This window comes from Streptomyces sp. NPDC058683, assembly GCF_042716195.1.
GTDB lineage: Bacteria > Actinomycetota > Actinomycetes > Streptomycetales > Streptomycetaceae > Streptomyces.
Map to the genome: position 1 here is coordinate 1 of NZ_JBHXSK010000037.1, position 16,121 is coordinate 16,121.

At 71.8% G+C, this 16,121-nt stretch carries 11 protein-coding genes and 1 pseudogene; all 12 read right to left on the reverse strand.

Annotated features, from left to right (window positions below; genetic code table 11):
- Window positions 1-1,070, reverse strand: a pseudogene (locus ACFWXC_RS34360) (FHA domain-containing protein); the annotation flags it as partial.
- Between the two features lie 66 nt (window positions 1,071-1,136).
- Window positions 1,137-2,477: a VWA domain-containing protein gene (locus tag ACFWXC_RS34365; RefSeq protein ID WP_384484804.1), complete on the reverse strand. Its 1,341-nt coding sequence runs from the start codon at window positions 2,475-2,477 to the stop codon at window positions 1,137-1,139.
- Window positions 2,478-2,615: 138 nt separating this feature from the next.
- Window positions 2,616-3,968 (reverse strand): PP2C family serine/threonine-protein phosphatase, encoded by a 1,353-nt coding sequence (locus ACFWXC_RS34370; protein ID WP_384484806.1) that lies wholly within the window; start codon window positions 3,966-3,968, stop codon window positions 2,616-2,618.
- Entirely contained in the window at window positions 3,969-6,524 is a 2,556-nt protein-coding gene (locus tag ACFWXC_RS34375; RefSeq protein WP_384484808.1) for a tetratricopeptide repeat protein, read from the reverse strand. It abuts the gene before it with no gap.
- 2 nt (window positions 6,525-6,526) lie between these two features.
- On the reverse strand, window positions 6,527-7,855 hold the full coding sequence (locus ACFWXC_RS34380) for a hypothetical protein (RefSeq protein WP_384484810.1): 1,329 nt from the start codon (window positions 7,853-7,855) through the stop codon (window positions 6,527-6,529).
- A gap of 46 nt (window positions 7,856-7,901) precedes the next feature.
- Window positions 7,902-8,927: a glutamate ABC transporter substrate-binding protein gene (locus ACFWXC_RS34385; RefSeq protein WP_384484994.1), complete on the reverse strand. Its 1,026-nt coding sequence runs from the start codon at window positions 8,925-8,927 to the stop codon at window positions 7,902-7,904.
- Window positions 8,928-8,956: 29 nt separating this feature from the next.
- The gene (locus ACFWXC_RS34390) at window positions 8,957-10,369 is read right to left on the reverse strand and encodes a hypothetical protein (protein WP_384484812.1); all 1,413 of its coding nucleotides are present in this window, start codon (window positions 10,367-10,369) and stop codon (window positions 8,957-8,959) included.
- Window positions 10,370-10,611: 242 nt separating this feature from the next.
- Window positions 10,612-11,583, reverse strand: a complete 972-nt coding sequence (locus tag ACFWXC_RS34395) for an N-acetylglucosamine kinase (protein WP_384484814.1) — start codon at window positions 11,581-11,583, stop codon at window positions 10,612-10,614.
- Complete coding sequence (locus ACFWXC_RS34400; RefSeq protein WP_384484816.1) at window positions 11,574-12,842, reverse strand: 6-phospho-beta-glucosidase; 1,269 nt, start codon at window positions 12,840-12,842, stop codon at window positions 11,574-11,576. Before ACFWXC_RS34400 ends, ACFWXC_RS34395 begins: the two co-directional genes overlap by 10 nt.
- A gap of 6 nt (window positions 12,843-12,848) precedes the next feature.
- On the reverse strand, window positions 12,849-13,745 hold the full coding sequence (locus ACFWXC_RS34405) for a carbohydrate ABC transporter permease (RefSeq protein ID WP_384484818.1): 897 nt from the start codon (window positions 13,743-13,745) through the stop codon (window positions 12,849-12,851).
- Window positions 13,746-13,747: 2 nt separating this feature from the next.
- Window positions 13,748-14,689 carry a carbohydrate ABC transporter permease gene (locus ACFWXC_RS34410; RefSeq protein ID WP_384484820.1) on the reverse strand — a complete coding sequence of 314 codons (942 nt, stop codon included), beginning with the start codon at window positions 14,687-14,689 and terminating at the stop codon, window positions 13,748-13,750.
- A gap of 2 nt (window positions 14,690-14,691) precedes the next feature.
- A complete protein-coding gene (locus ACFWXC_RS34415) occupies window positions 14,692-16,035 on the reverse strand; it encodes an ABC transporter substrate-binding protein (protein WP_384484822.1) in 1,344 nt (447 codons plus the stop codon).
- Window positions 16,036-16,121: the final 86 nt, after the last annotated feature.

Here is a 16,121-nt window from a genome sequence, read left to right on the forward strand (position 1 = left end):
GGGTAGCCGGGCGGTGCGGGCGGGGCCGACTGCTGGAAGGCCGCGGGAGCGCCACCGGTGGTGCCGCCGGGACCGCCGGGCGGCGGCGGAACCGGCGGCCGGGACGGGTCCCCGCCGCCGAAGGGGCCGGCGGCCGGGCCACCGGAGGGGTCGCGGGTGAAGGGGCCGGAGGCCTGGCCGGGCCCGGGGGCGCCGCCGAAGGCGGAGGGGCCGCCGGCGTTCTGGCCCGGAGCGCCGCCGAACGACGGGGGCGGAGCCGAAGGACCACGCTCGCCACCGAAGGGCGGCGGCCCGGGCTGGCCGCGGTCGCCACCGAACCCGGAGGGGCCGGACTGGCCGCGGTCGCCGCCGAAGGCGGGCGGGCCGGACGGGCCGCGGTCGTTGCCGAAGGCCGAAGTTCCGGGCGGGCCGGACTGGCCGCCGCGGTCGCCGCCGAACGCCGGGGGAGCGGGCGGGGCCGAGGGGTCGCTGCCGTACGCCGGGGGCCCGGGCTGGCCGCGGTCGCCGCCGAAGGCCGGAGGGCCGGACTGGCCGCCGCCGAAGGCAGGGGGCGCCGGGGGGCCCGACGGGCCGCCGCCGCGTTCGTTCGCGAACGGGGTCGGGCCCGAGGGCTCGCTGCCGAAGGAGGGGATCGGCTCGGCCGGGCGGTTCATCTGCGAGGGACGCGAGCCCTGGTACTCGTACGAGTCGGTGTTGCCGCCGTACGACGGCGGGGTGGGCGGCCGGAAGGTCGGCGCGGCCGGGCCGCCGCCCGCGGGCGGGCGCGGGGCGGCCGGGGTGTACGAGGTGGCCGTGTTGGTCAGGAAGTTCCAGCGGCATTCCTCGCAGAACGGCGCACCGCCCTCGCGGGGCGTACGGCACTGCGGGCACAGCTCCGGCTCGTGCCCGTTCGGCACGGCGGACAGATGCCGCCCACCGGCGGGGCCGCCGGGCACGGGCGGCGGGAAACCGTAGCCGCCGGCGGTCGGCGGGGGCGGAGGCGACGGGGGCACGGCACCGGCCATGCGGTGACCGCACACCTCGCACCAGTCGTCGGAACCCGACTGGTGTCCGTTCGGGCAGGTCGGCATGTCGGTGGTTCCCTCTCTGTCAGGTTCGTCCTGAGCCTGTCTGGGTGTCCTGCGTGTGCTGCTAGGTCACTTCTTTACACGAACAGTCTTTGTGGACCGTGTTTCGAGGGTCATCTCGTCGGCCTCCGCAACCTTCGCTTTCAATCGCACAGTACCTGTCGCGGCGTCGACCACGTCCACCACCTTCGCAAGCAGTTTCGCAGTATCCGCGTTCCCGGAGGCGCTGGCGAGCTGAACGGCCCGGCCCAGTTTGGCCGTTGCTCCATCCATATCGCCCACTTTGCGAAGATCAAGCCCTTGTTGGATGGCTTGTGCCAGTTCGGCCTGGCCGGTGTAGTGGGCGACTTGGGGGTTGATGGAGGTCGAGGCGACCATGTCGTCCGTCCACACCGCCCTGACCAGTCCCTGCGCGCCCAGGTTCTGGACGGTGCCGTCGGGCTGCGGGACCACCAACGACACCCGGGCGGCCAGCATTTCCTGGCCGAGGCCGGCCGTCGGGACCTCCACGCAGACGTGGTAGTCCCGGGACTCGTCGCCCCAGGAGCCGGTCGGGTAGTCCCCGGCACGCGGTCCCGCCTCGGTGCGGCGGTCGGTCAACTCCGCGACGGTGGGCGCCACTTGCTTGACGAACTTGATCGTCGTGCCGACCGGGGTCCACAGCCGCAGCGCGACGTCCGCGACCTCCTTGCCCATCGCCGTCTCCATCATCTGCGTGAAGTCGGCGGCCAGGCCCGTGGGGTCGGCGACGATGTCGGCGGTGCCGAGCAGCGCGGAGGCGATCCCTGTGACTTCTTTCACTTCCCAGTCGGTGCCCACGCCGCGGGCGTCACAGGTGAACCGTCCGGCACTGGAGTCCAGGGCGGCCTTGAGGTCCTCCGGCGACTCGTGCTCGTTGCGGCCGTCGGTCAGCAGGATGCCGTGCCGGATCGCGACGTCCGCCGAGGACAGCAGCCGGTCGGCGAGGCGCAGCCAGGTCCCGATCGCCGTACCGCCGCCCGCGCTCAGCCTGCGCAGCGCCTGCTTGGCCTGCTCCCGGGTGGTGCGGTCGGCCACCGCGAGCCGCCCGCCGCCCGGGTAGACCTCCTTGGCGACGTGCGTGCCGCCGATCACCGCGAAGTGGGTGCCGTCGCGCAGGGTGTCGATCGCGGCCGCCGTGGCGTCCCGGGCGTTGCGCATCTTGGTCGGCGGGTAGTCCATCGAGCCCGAGCAGTCGACCATGATCGCCACCCCGGCGGCCGGCCCCTGCCCGGGAGCGTACGACGGCCCGGCCACGCTCCCGACGGTGCCGCCGCCGGTCGACGTCACCGTGACGATCGCGTTGACCTCGCGGCCGCCGTCCGGCAGGTACTCGTTCTGGTACACGTCCACCGAGAACTGCGGCACGTTCGACTTCGAGAAATTGGCCATGACTGCTCTGGTCCCCCTCCACCCCACGCGTGGTGGGTGCTGACGGTGTGCGGACCGGTCCCCTCCGGTCCGCCGGTGCTTCCCTGTGCTGCCCGTGCCCCGTTGCTGATTCCCCGTTTACGGCCGTTTTGCGCGGCCTCAGGCGGATCCTGCCCCCTGCGGCGGCGCCGGGAACGGGAGCAGCGCCACTGTTACGTTGTCGTGGCCCCCGCCGTCCAGGGCGTGGCCGACCAGGACCCGGGCCGCGTGCAGCGGCCGTACGGCCGCGTCGGCGGGGACGACCTCGGACATCTCCTCGGCCGACTCCGCGTAGTTCCACAGCCCGTCCGTGCACACCACCACCACACCAGGCCGGTCCGGCTTGAAGGAAGCGGTGTGCGGCTCCAGTTCGTAGGCGTCCGCGCCGAGCCAGCCGGTGATCGCGTGCGCGCGCTCGTCGGCGTACGCCTCGGCCTCGCTCATCAGCCCCGCGGCCACCATCTGTGCCGCCCAGGAGTCGTCCTCGGTGAGCCGGGCCGGCGGTGCGCCGCGGTCCACCGGCACCCAGTAGGCGCGGCTGTCGCCGACCCAGCCGACCACCAGCAGGCCCGGGGTGACGATCGAGGCGACGATCGTGCACGCCGGGGCGTTCTGGTGCGGGCTGTGCTCGCGGGCCGCCGGAGGCTCCTCGGCGAGCGCGTTGACGGCCTGGGAGGCGATCACGATCGCCTCGTGCATCGCCTGCTGCGGGTGCGTGCCCTGGGGCAGCGCGGCCAGCAGCGCCTCGCTCGCGGCCCGGGAGGCGGCCAGGGAGGCCTCGTCGGGGCGGGTCGCCGAGGAGACGCCGTCGCAGACGACCGCGAGCACCGCCGGGGTGCCGTCGGGCAGCGCGGTACGGCCGACGGTGAACGCGTCCTCGTTGCGGTGGTGGCGCAGCCCGCGGTCGCTGACGGCGGCCACCGGACCCACCTCCTGCTCCATGTGGTCGCGTTCGCGCGGCTGCGCGTGCCCGCAGTTCTCGCAGTAGCCGTCGCCGTCCACCCGGCCCGCCAGGCAGGCCACGCAGACCTTCGGCAGCTCAGTGGTCTCGGCGGACTCGGTGTTCTCGGCGGACTCGGCGGCCTCCGTGGCGGAGGCGGCCACCCGCGGGTCCGGCGCCTGGAGCGCGTAGTCGTCGTCGGGCTCCGGCGGCCGGTCGAAACGCACCCCGGAGGCCGGCGACACCGGCGAGCCGTGCGGCGGCGAACCCGGCAGCGGCTTGCCGCCCGAGTCCGTGCCGGGCAGGTCCGTCGGCAGATGCGGGGCCGACGGCGGGCCGGAGCCGGCCGGCTCGGGCGGTGGCCAGGCCACGCCGGAGGCGCCCATGGTGAGGGTCGGGTGGTCCTGCGGCTCGGCGGGCACGGCCGACAGGTCGTACCCGCACGCACCACAGAACAGGTCACCCGATTCGAGCGGCTCCGCGCAGCTCGGGCACTTCGCCGGTGCGGCCTGCTGGGGCATCTGCGACATCAACTACACCCACGTCCGGGGGCGGTAACGGTTGGCCCGTTCCACCAGGTCGATCCTCTCCTCACCGCCGGTCGCCAGTCTGGCCAGCGTGCGGTACGAGCGTTCCAGGCCGAAGCGGAGGCCCCGCTCGTCCAGACCGCTGCCGAGCAGCACCCGGCCACCGCCGCCGGCGGCAGGCTGGGCGTCCTGGCCTCCGGAGAGTATCCAGTCCAGCGCGCGCCCGAGGACTTCCGCCGACAACTGCTCGCGCCGTGCCGGATCCAGACCGTACGCGTCCAGCGCCTCGATCTGCCCGGCGGCGGCCGTCAGGTCGTCCAGGAACGGCGTGTCGTCGGGCGTCGCGGTCCGGTGCCGCAGCCGCGCCCGTACGGCCGCCACCCGGGCCGCCGTGTAGTGGATCGACGCCTCCGGCACCGACTCCAGCGTACGCACCGCACCGCGCCGCTCCCCGGCCGCCAGCTGCACCCGGGCCAGACCGAAGGCGGAGCTCACGAAGCCCGGGTCGGTCGCCCACACCAGCCGGTAGTACTCGGCCGCGTTGTCCAGCTGCCCGAGCACCTCCGCGCACAGGCCGAGCGCCAGCTTGGGCGCCGTCTCGCCGGGGAAGGCGTCGTAGATCGCGTCGAAGGACAGCGCGGCGCCCTCGAAGTCGCCGGTGAACAGGGCGGTCACGCCCCGGTACCAGACCACCCGCCAGTCGTCGGGCTGCTCCTCCTCCAGCTCGCCGAGCGCGGTCAGGGCGGGTTCCCGGTCGCCGCTCTCCAGCCGGGCCCGGACCTGGCGCAGCCGGGTCTCCACGGTCTGCGCCGGCGCGGCGGCCAGCGCCCCCAGCAGCTCGCCCGGCGCCGAGGTCATCATCAGGCCCGCCAGGAACCCGGCGTTCGGGTCGCTCTGGTCGACCAGCGGGACCGGCAGGGCGAGTGCGGCGGCCGGGGTGGCGACGGACCGGACCAGGGCGGGGGCGACCGGGTCGCCCCCGTCGGCAGGACCGCCCGCCGGGCGGCCGTCGCCGGCCGTCGCCCCGGCCGCTCCCGGTGGCTCCAGGGCGAGCGTTCTGGAGGCCACCGCCCGCCCCCCGAGCCGGGACACGTCGCCGGCCAGCTTCGGGAACAGCTCCGTGTCCGTGACCTTGACCTCGGGCCCGAACAGCGTCGACAGCGCCGGCCGGGCCTTGCCGGTCTGCACCGACACCACCTCGCGCAGCACGCCCGTCAGCTGCTCGGCCATCTCCTGCGCGGAGGCGAACCGGCGGGCCGGGTCGGGATCGGTGGCCCGGACCAGCAGCCGGTAGAACGACTCGTACTGCCGGAACACCTCGATGTTGTCCGGGTCGGGCAGCGAGTCCACGAAGACGGTCGTGTAGCCCTGGAAGTCGAAGGTGAGGACCGCGAGGGTGCGGCCGACCGTGTAGAGGTCGGAGGCGACCGACGGGCCGACCTCGGCGACCTCCGGGGCCTGGTAGCCGACCGTGCCGTAGATCGCCGACTCGTCGTCGTCCATGCGGCGCACCGCGCCCATGTCGATCAGCTTGAGCTGGTCCTCGGTCTGGATGGCGTTGTCGACCTTGAAGTCGCAGTACAGCAGGTTGCGGCTGTGCAGATGGCCGAGGGCCTCGAGCGCCTCGATGCCGTAGGCGCAGGCCTGCTCCACCGGCAGCGGGTCCCGGCGGCCCTCCGGGGTACGCCGGTCGTTGGCGATCTCCTTGAGGGACTTGCCGCCGACGTACTCCATGACGATGTAGCCGTCGAGGGAGCCGGTGCGCTGGTCCAGATGCTCCACGAAGTTGTAGATCCGCACGATGTTGGCGTGCTCGATCTCCGCGAGGAACCGCCGCTCGGAGATCGCGGCGGCCATCGCGTCCTGGTCACCGGTGTCGAGCAGGCCCTTGAGCACCACCCAGCGGTCGGACACCGCCCGGTCCACGGCCAGGTAGATCCAGCCCAGGCCACCGTGCGCGATACAGCCCACGACCTCGTACTGGCCGTGCACGACGTCCGCGGCCTTCAGCTTCGGCACGAACGAGTACGGGTTGCCGCACTTGGTGCAGAACCCCTCCGTCCGGCCCGGCCGGTCACCCCGTCCCCGGCCCACCGGCGCCCCGCAGTCCGAGCGCGAGCAGAACCGCTTCCGCTCGGGCACCTCGGGGTTCTCGAGCACCATCTCGCGCGGGTCCGGCTTCGGCACCTGCGGGACCGTGACCAGCCCCGCGCCCAGCCGGCTGCGCGCCGACCCGCTCGTCGACGAACCGGAACTGCGCACCGACACCGAACGGCCCGTCGACTCGCCCGACAGGGACCGCGAGAGCCGCCCGGAGACCGAGCGCCGCGACTTCGACGACTGCGACGACGTCCGCGTGCTGCGGCTGCTGGAGCGCGAACTCGCGCTGCTCGCGGAGGACCGGCCGCCGGCCGTGATCCCGGTGGGCGGCGAGCCGACCATCCCGCTCGCCGAGACGACCGGGGCCAGACCGCAGGTGTCGCAGTACAGCTCACCGCCGCCGACGTCCTCGTACGTCCCCTCGCAGCCCGGCCGCTGGCACGCCTCTCCCGCCTGACTCATGGCTACTGCTCTCCCCTACGATCCTCGGGCCCGCTCTGCTGCGGCACGCGCGGCGCGGTCAGCGCCTCGGCCGCCGCGTGCTGATAACGCAGCACCGCCTGCTCCGCGACCCGCAGGTCGCAGGGCGCGCTCCACAGCATCCGCCGGGCCGCGTCGTACCGCTCGATCAGGAACGGATCCTCCGCCAGCCCGTGCCGGGCCACCTTCGCCTTGTACGCGTCCAGCCGGCCGCGCAGCTCCGCGCGTACCGCCAGCGGCGCGGTGACCGCCGTCAACGACTCACGCGCGCGCAGCAGTTCGTCCTCCGCCTTCTGCTCCAGGGACTCCAGGAGCGGCGACAGCCGGTGCCACTGGGCCGTTCTGCGGTACTCGGCGGCCGCCGCCAGCTGCTCCTGGAGCGCGGTCGGCGGGCCGCTGACCACCGGCACCTCGGTGGCCGCGATCTTCGCCAGCACCTCGCCGCGCGCGGTACGCGCCTCGGCGAGGGTGCGGTCCGCGCGGGACAGCACGTCCCGCAGCTTGATCAGCCGGGCCTCCGCGTCCTGCCGTACCGTCAGCACGGCGTCGATCTCCCGCCGCACCTCCTCCAGCGCCTGCGCCTCCCGGTCGTACACCGCGGTGTCCGGCCGGCCGCCGCCCGGCGCCGAACTCCCCTGCGCCGGCACCCAGAAGCCCAGCGGGTCCGACACGACGTCCTCACGGAGCCTGGTCAGGGTGCGGGTGATCCGCTCCAGGTCGTCGCCCGCCGGGTGCTCGCCCGGACGCACCCCGACGGAGTGCGCCAGCTTGCGGGTGCGCTGCAGTTCGGCGGCGAGTAAATCGATCCGCGCGGGCAGCGCCGACCACACCGCGTCGGCGGTGACGACCATGTCCAGCGAGGTCGCGTACAGCTCGTTCATCCGGTCGACCAGGGTCACCAGCGAGAAGCGCTCGCTGAGCCGGCCGGCCGCCGACAGCAGCGTCGGCGCGTTCGCCGTCGCCGTGGCGCTGCCCGCCACCGTCACCGACTCGCCGCGCAGCAGCTCCGTCAGCTCCACCAGGTCCTCCCGGCTGGACCAGCGGCGCCGCGCCCTGATCTCCCGGGCGCTGCGCAACGCGTCCGTGTACGCGTCGAAGTACGCCCACAGCAGGGTGATCGACGCGTCGGCGGTCGTCCACCGCTCCCGGGTGGTCCCGGTCAGCTCGGCGCCTTCCAGGAGCCTGCGGCCCGCGTGGTCCTGCAAAGCGAGCAGCGAGGTCTCGATCGCCTCGTGCTCCGCGCCGAGCCGCGCCAGCGCACGGTCCACCTCGTCCCGGTCCATCACCGGCCCGGCGGGGTCCGTGACGCCCATCGATCACCTCTCGCTTGCTTGTCGGGACCGGCCCTGCGGATGCGGGTCAGCTTGTGCGCAGGTACTGCGGCGCGGGCGGTTTCGACGCCGCCGAGTCCGCTCCCAGTGTCGCCGACAGCCACTTGTCGTACGACGCCTGCCAGCCGTCGTCCCGGTAGTCGACCAGAATGTGATTGACCCGGCGTACCAGATCGGTCGCACCCTGCTTCATCGCCACGCCGTAGTACTCGGTCGTGAAGGCGGCGCCCTTCAGCTCGACCGTCGGGTCCTGCGCGGCCTGGCTGGCGGCCAGCGCGCCGTCGGTGACCACCGCGTCGACCTCGCCGAGCTGCAGCCGCACCAGACAGTCGAGTTGGTTGGGCACGGTGACGGAGATGTCGGCCGAGGCGACCAGCTTCCCGGACTTCCTGTCGGCGTCCAGCTTGGCGTACGCCGTCGAACCGGCCGCCGTGCAGATCCTCTTGTGCGCGAGGGTGCCGTTGTAGCCGGTGATCGACGACGACTTGGGCGCGAGGACCTGCTGCCCGGTCTTGAAGTACGGCGCGGAGAACGCCACGTCCTTCAGCCGCTCGCAGTTGATGGTCATCGTGCGGACGACCATGTCGACCCGGCCGTCCTTGATCGCCGGTATCCGCTGGCTGGTCGGAATCGCCTTGAACTGCACCGCGTCGGGGTCGCCGAGGATGTCCTGGGCGATCCGGTGCACCAGGTCGATGTCGAAACCCTCCAGCTCCGCACCGGAGTTGTTCGGATTGCGGTAGCCCCAGCGGTAACTGTTCTGGTCCACCCCGACGATCAGCTTCCGCTTGGCGCCGGTACGGGCCTTGATGGCGTCGATCGTCGTACCGTCCGCGCTCGACGGCGACCAGGTCTCGTTCTGCGCCTGCGCGTCGACACAGTTGCCGGCCCTCGCCGGGCCGGCAGTGGCCAGCCCCGGACCGCCGAGCCCCTCGCCCGTACCGCTCCCCCCGGCGGACTGGGTGAGGGGCAGCAGCAGGACGAACGCCAGCGCCAGAGCGCAGCCGACCGCCATCGCGCCCACTCCGCCCCAGCCGCGCAGGGAGGCCCTCATCCTCTGCACGAACACCGCCACGCCCCCTCTCACCGGTACTCCGAAAGCCTGCGCCCGATGCCGAACAGTGCGCCCGACGCCGCCGCCACACCCAGCATGGCGGCACCGATCGGCAGCCCGGACATCGCGTCCCGCCCGTCGGTGGCCCGCTCCTGGAACTCGGACTCCTCGTGGGCCAGAGCGTTCTTCAGGTTCGTGTCGACGCTGTCGAAGCACTCGGCGGTCGCGCCCTTGGCGCCGATCACCTTGTCCAGCGCCGCCTGGTAGTCGCCGTTCTCGTCCTCGGTGCGGGCGTCGGCGTGCCGCTCCTTCCACACCTTCATGTTCCCCTCGGCCGCCTGCACGGGCTTGCCGCCCGCCGAGTCGTCGGCGAGCGCCGAGGCCTGGGCGAGGCCCTTGCCGAGGGCGGCCATGTCCTGGTCGAAGTCGTAGTAGTACGCGTCGTACGTCTCGCCGTCGACCGTGACCGTCTCCGCGCCCCGCGCGACCAGGCTGAGGTTCTCGTTCCCGCGGGCCTTCAGGGAGGCGATCCGGGCGTCGTGCAGCACGTTCAGCGAGCGGACGCCGTGGTCGTAGGAGCCGTCCAGGCCGGCGCGGGCGAAGGTGTGGCCGACGACCAGCCACAACAGCGTGACGACGGTGGCCGCGGAGGCCGCCACCAGACCGTGGTTGAGCACGCGGTTGGTACGGCGGTAGTGGCGCAGCTGGGCCCAGGCGAGGGCGGCGAGGGCGAGGAGGCCGAGGACTATCGCCGCCCACGGGTACGGGGTCGCGTCCGCGTAGTCGGACGACAGCCGCGCGTTCTCCTTCGTGTAGAGATCCTCCGCCGCCGGGAGCATCTCCTTCTGCATCTTCTCGTTCGCGTACCGCAGGTAGGCGCCGCCGACCGGGTAGCCCTGCCGGTTGTAGACGCTGGCCCGCTCGACGAGCCCCTTGTACTCCGGGAGCAGCTTGTTCAGCTTCGCCACGGCCGCCTCGGAGGGGGAGCCGGGCTCGGAGTTGGCGGCGGCGGTGACGAGCTTGGCGGCGGCGGTCCGGATGTCCTTCTCGTACCGCGCGCGGGAGGCCGCCGTCTCCTGGCCGCCCGCCAGGAAGCCGCTGGAGGCCGCGGTGTTGGCGTCGGCCAGTGAACGGTAGATGTCGGCGGCGCCCGAGCTGAGCGGCTGGCTGCGGTGCAGCACGTCGTCGGCGGCGGCCGCGCGGTCGGTCATCTGCCAGGCGGTGACGGCACCGAAGGCGACGATCAGGGCGGCCAGGACGGCGCCGATGAGCCGGAGCCGGCCGGGCTCGGTGGTCACGGCGGCGCGTACCTTCTCGAAGCCCTCCGTGAAGGCGCTGCGGCGCGGGGGCGTTGCCTCGGGCGTGGGAGAGGCCGCCCGCTGTGCGGGCAGGACGGTACCTGCGCCTGGCGGTGCCGCGCTCTTCGTCGGCGGGTGTGTCACTTGACCTCCCCCATGGTCATCCGGTCGCCGCCCAGTATCGCTGCCCGGACCGACATTCGGCACCGGCCGTCACTCGATCTTGACCCGATCGCAGCGGAACCCCTGCCCATGAATACGCCGGGGGAATCGGTTCGGTTCCGGAGGGGTGAACCGGTTGTGTTCGGGGTGCGGGTGGGCGGGTGACTGGTCGCGCGGTTCCCCGCGCGCCTGAAGGGGCGCCCCGGCCCCCGCCCCGCCCGCCGTCACCCCTCGAAATACGCCCGCGTCCTCCCCTGCACGTCCGCTCCCGCCCCCACCGCATCCAGCCCCAGCAGCGCCGCCCCCAGTACCGGACGCGCCGTCACCACCCTCGGTACCGCCTTCGGGGCGCGGGCCGCCAGCAGTTCCCGCACGCCGTCGTCCAGTTGCGGGTGACCGCCCGTCAGCACGCCGCCTCCCAGCAGTACCGGCGTCTCCTCGTCCAGCAGGTCGAGGCGGGTCAGGGCGACCGTGGCCATCGTCGCGACCTCCTGGGCCAGCCGGTCCACCACCGAGCGGGCGATCGGGTCGCCGTCGGCCGCCGTCGCGAACAGCACCGGCGTCAGCTCGTGCCGGCGGCCGTACTCGACGTGCTCCAGGTGCAGCGCCTCGATCAGCGCGTACATGGACGTCAGCCCGAAGTGCGCCGGGAGGGTGCGGACCAGGGCCGTCGGCCCGCCGCGGCCGTCCTCCGCCCGCGCCGCGTGCCACAGAGCCTCCTCGGCCAGTCCCCAACCGCCGCCCCAGTCACCGGAGATGCGCCCTATCGCGGGGAAGCGGGCGGTGCGGCCGTCGGGGCGCATGCCGACGCAGTTGATGCCCGCCCCGCACACCACGGCCACGCCCCGGGGCTCGGCCACGCCCGCCCGCAGGATCGCGAAGGTGTCGTTGCGGACGGTCACCGAACCGCCCCATCCGCGGGCGGCCAGCGCGGCGGCCAACTGCTCCTCCTCCACCGGCAGATCGGCGTTGGCCAGGCACGCGGAGACATGGGCGACCGAGGTGACGCCGGCGGCGCTGTACGCCTCGGCGACCGCCGCCGCCACCTCGTCCACGGCCTGCTCCACGCCCACCACCGGCGGCCGGAAGCCGCCGCCGCGGGCCGTGGCGAGGACCTCGCCGTCCGCCGCCACCACCGCGACGTCGGTCTTGCTGTTGCCCGCGTCGATGGCGAGGACAGGTGCGGTCAGGCCCACGCGAGGTGCTCCCGGTTGTGCGCGATCAGTCGGTCGGTCAGGGCTTCGGCGTACTCGTACTGGCCGACGAGGGGATGCGAGAGGAGGGCCTTGTAGACGCGGTCGCGGCCACCGCGCAGCGCCGCCTCCAGGGCCAGTTCCTCGTACGCCGTCACGTTGGCCACCAGGCCGGCGAAGAGCGGGTCGGCGTCCGGGACGGACAGCGGCACGGGGCCGCCCGCGCCGACCGCCGCCTGCACCTCGATCACCGCGTCGTCGGGGAGGAAGGGGAGCGTGCCGCCGTTGTAGGTGTTCACCACCTGGTAGGGGTTTCCGGCGCCGCCCAGCAGCGCCGCCGCCAGGTCCACCGCCGCCTCCGAGTAGTAGGCGCCGCCGCGCTTGGCGAGCAGCTCGGGCTTCTCGTCGAGGGCCGGGTCGCCGTACATCTCCAGCAACTGCTTCTCCATCGCGGCCACTTCGGCCGCCCGGGACGGCTTGGTGCGCAGCTCCCGTACGACCTCGTCGTGGGCGTAGTAGTAGCGCAGGTAGTAGGAGGGGATCACGCCGCCCAGGCGGTCCAGGAGGGCCGTCGGCAGCTTCAGGTCGGCGGCGATGGTGTCGCCGTGTTCCCCGAGCAGCTTGGGCAGCACGTTCTCGCCCTCGGGGCCGCCGAGGCGGACCGCCGTCTCCCAGGTGAGGTGGTTGAGGCCGAGGTGGTCCAGGTGGATCTCGGACGGCGTGACACCGAGCAGGTGCGCGAACTTCCGCTGGAAGCCGATCGCCACGTTGCACAGTCCGACCGCCCGGTGCCCGGCCTGGAGCAGGGCGCGGGTGACGATCCCCACCGGGTTGGTGAAGTCGATGATCCAGGCGTCCGGGTTGGCCCGGCGGACGCGTTCGGCGATGTCCAGGACGACGGGAACGGTCCGCAGGGCCTTGGCGAGCCCGCCGGCGCCGGTCGTCTCCTGGCCGATGCAGCCGCACTCCAGCGGCCAGGTCTCGTCCTGCTGCCGGGCCGCCTGGCCGCCGACGCGCAGCTGGAGCAGCACCGCGTCGGCGCCCTCGACACCGGCGTCCAGGTCGGAGGTGGTGACGATACGGCCGTTGTGGCCCTGCTTGGCGAAGATCCGGCGGGCCAGTCCGCCCACCAGTTCCAGGCGTTCGGCGGCCGGGTCCACCAGGACCAGTTCCTCGATGGGCAGGGTGTCCCGGAGCCGCGCGAAGCCGTCGATGAGTTCGGGGGTGTAGGTCGAGCCTCCGCCGACCACAGTGAGTTTCATACTTGGTTAACCCTTCACTCCGGTGAGCGTGACGCCCTCGACGAACGCCTTCTGGGCGAAGAAGAACACGAGGATCACGGGGGCCATGACCAGTACGGTCGCGGCCATGGTGAGATTCCAGTCGGTGTGGTGCATGCCCTTGAACGACTCCAGGCCGTAGGACAGCGTCCAGGCGCCCGGGTTCTCCGAGGCGTAGATCTGGGGGCCGAAGTAGTCGTTCCAGGCGTAGAAGAACTGGAAGAGGGCGACGGCGGCGATGCCCGGTTTCGCCATGGGGATCACCACCCGCAGCAGGGTCCGCAGATCCCCGCAGCCGTCCACCTTCGCCGCGTCCAGGTACTCGTTCGGGATCGTCATCAGGAACTGCCGCAGCAGGAAGATGGAGAACGCGTCGCCGAACGCCATCGGGACGATGAGCGGCCACAGGGTGCCGGACAGGCCCAGCTGCTTCGCCCAGAACAGGTACATCGGGATGATGACCACCTGCGGCGGCAGCATCATCATCGAGATCACCAGCATCAGCGAGAGATTGCGGCCCCGGAAGCGGAACTTCGCGAGCGCGTACGCCACCGGGAGCGACGACACGACGGTCAGGACGGTGCCCAGGCCGGCGTAGAACAGCGTGTTCTTCCACCAGGTCAGGAAGCCCGGGGTGTCGAACACCTTCCGGTAGTTGCCCCACTCCCAGGTGTGCGGGATCAGGTCCCGGCTCAGGGCCTGGCTGTCGCTCATCAGCGAGGTCAGGAAGACGAAGACGAAGGGGAGGGTGAAGAACAGGGCGGCGGCGACGCCGAGGGAGTGCACCGCCACCCAGTTCAGCAACGCCTTGCGGCGGGCGGTGCGTTCGGCCGACGTCATCGGCTGCGGGGTCACGTCCACCGGCCGGTCCAGTACCTGGGCCATGTTCAGTCACCTGCCTGGATGAGACCGCCCCGGCGCCGCATCAGGAACGCGGTGAACACCATGGACAGGACGAAGAGGACGAGGGCGACGACACACGCGGAGCCGTAGTCGAAGCGCTGGAAACCGAGGTTGTAGACGAGCTGGGGGAGGGTGAGGGTCGACTTCTCCGGGTAACCGGGCTCGAACTGCGTCCCCGCGCCCTGGATCACGCCCGAGGCGACCTTTCCGGCGATGAGCGGCTGGGTGTAGTACTGCATCGTCTGGATGACACCCGTGACGACCGCGAACATCACGATCGGCGAGATGTTCGGCAGCGTCACGAACCGGAAGCGCTGCCACGCCGACGCGCCGTCCAGCTCCGCCGCCTCGTACTGCTCCGCCGGCACGTCGAGCAGCGCGGCCATGAAGATGACCATCAGGTCGCCGATGCCCCACAGCGCCAGCAGGGTCAGCGCCGGCTTGGACCAGGTGGGGTCGTTGAACCAGCCCGGGGCCGGGATGCCGATCTTCTCCAGGATCGAGTTGACCGGGCCCGTACCGGGGTTGAGGAGGAAGGCGAAGGCCATGGTGGCCGCGACCGGCGGGGCCAGGTAGGGCAGATAGAAGAGGGTGCGGAAGACACCCGTACCCGTCTTGATCTTCGTGATGAGCATGCCGATGCCGAGGCCGAAGACGACCCGGAGCGAGACCATCACGACCACGAGCCACAGGGTGTTGCGCATCGCGGGCCAGAAGTAGGGATAGTGCTCGAAGACGTACGTCCAGTTCTTCGTGCCGCTCCACGTCGGCGGTTTGAAGCCGTCGTAGTGCATGAACGAGAAGTAGACCGTGGAGAGCATCGGATACGCGAAGAAGACCGCGAAGCCGATCAGCCAGGGCGACATGAAGGCGGCCGTACGAAGCGCCGACCGGCGGCGCTTCGACGCCAACGTGATCGTGCTCATCGCTACTTCGCCTGCGCGATGTCCGTGTCGATCTGCGCGGCGGCCTGCTTCAGGCCCGCCTTCAGGTCGGTGATCTTGCCGCTCTCGTAGTCGTAGCCGAGCTGCTGGATCGTCACCAGGTACACACCGCCGTTGACGGAGGCGGGTGCTGTCGTGGAGTCGGGGTTCGCGGCGATGTCCAGGAACGTCTTGAACCGCGGGTCGTACTTCAGTTTCGGCGACTTCAGGGCGGCCAGCGTGGACGGCACGTTGTGGATGGCGTTGGAGAAGTCCACCACCGCGTCCGTGTCGGTGCTGATGTACTTCACGAACTCCCACGCCGCGTTCTGCTTCTTGCTGGTGGCGGCGATGCCCGCGATGGTGCCGGTGATGTAGCCCTTGCCGTACTGGGCGGCCTGGTCGTCGGGGACCGGCATCGGGGCGACACCTATGTCGAAGTTCGGCTTGGCGTCCAGGGCCATGCCGAGCCGCCACTCGCCGTCGAGCTGCATGGCGACCTGGCCGGTCTGGAAGGGGTGCTTGGGGCCCCACTCGTCGCCGAGCGTGGCCCGGAACGTTTCCAGCTTCTTGTAGCCGCCGAGAGCGTCGACGAGTTTCTTCTGGAGCGTGAAGGACTTCTCGAAGGCCGGGTCCTTGGCGACGTTCGACTTGCCCTGGCTGTCGAAGTACGTCGGCGAGAACTGCCCGAGGTAGTGCTCGGTCGTGGTCTCCCAGCCGTGGTAGTCCGGCATGAAACCGAGCTGCTTGTAGCTGTCGCCCTGAGCGATCGTCAGCTTCTTGGCGTCGGCCTCGAATTCGGACCAGGTCTTCGGCGGGCTGGTGATGCCGGCCTTCTTGAAGGCCGTCTTGTTGTAGTAGAGCCCGTACGCGTCCCCGAGCAGCGGCACCGAGCAGCGGTTGCCCTCGAACTGGGTGTACTCGTTCATCGCCTTCGGGAACGTCGTCTCCGGGTCGATGTCCGACTTCTTGAAGAAGGGGTTGAGGTCGACCAGCGCGCCCGAGTCGCAGAACTTGCCCACGCTGTTGGTGGTGAAGGACGAGATGACGTCCGGGGCCTTGTCGCCGCCGGTGCGCAGCGCCTGGTTCATCTTGTCGTCGGTCATGTTGCCGACGACGTTGACGTGGATGTTGGGGTGCGCCTTCTCGAAGCCGGCGATCAGCGCCTTGACGGCGTTGACCTCGCTCGGCGCGCTCCAGGCGTGCCAGAAGTTGATGGTGGTTTTCGCGGAGGCGTCGTCGGTGGCGCCGGAGGAGGACTGGCCGGTACAGGCGGTGAGAAGAGCGAGCGAACTGGTCAGGGCGGTCAGGGCAAAAGCCGTCTTTCGGGCAGCGGAGGGTATGGGCATGGCAGGGTCTCCCAAGGGCGGGCGGGCAGTGTGGGAAGGGGCCGGTGCGGGGGGCTGAAGGGGGCCGGTGCGGGGTCCGGTGCGGG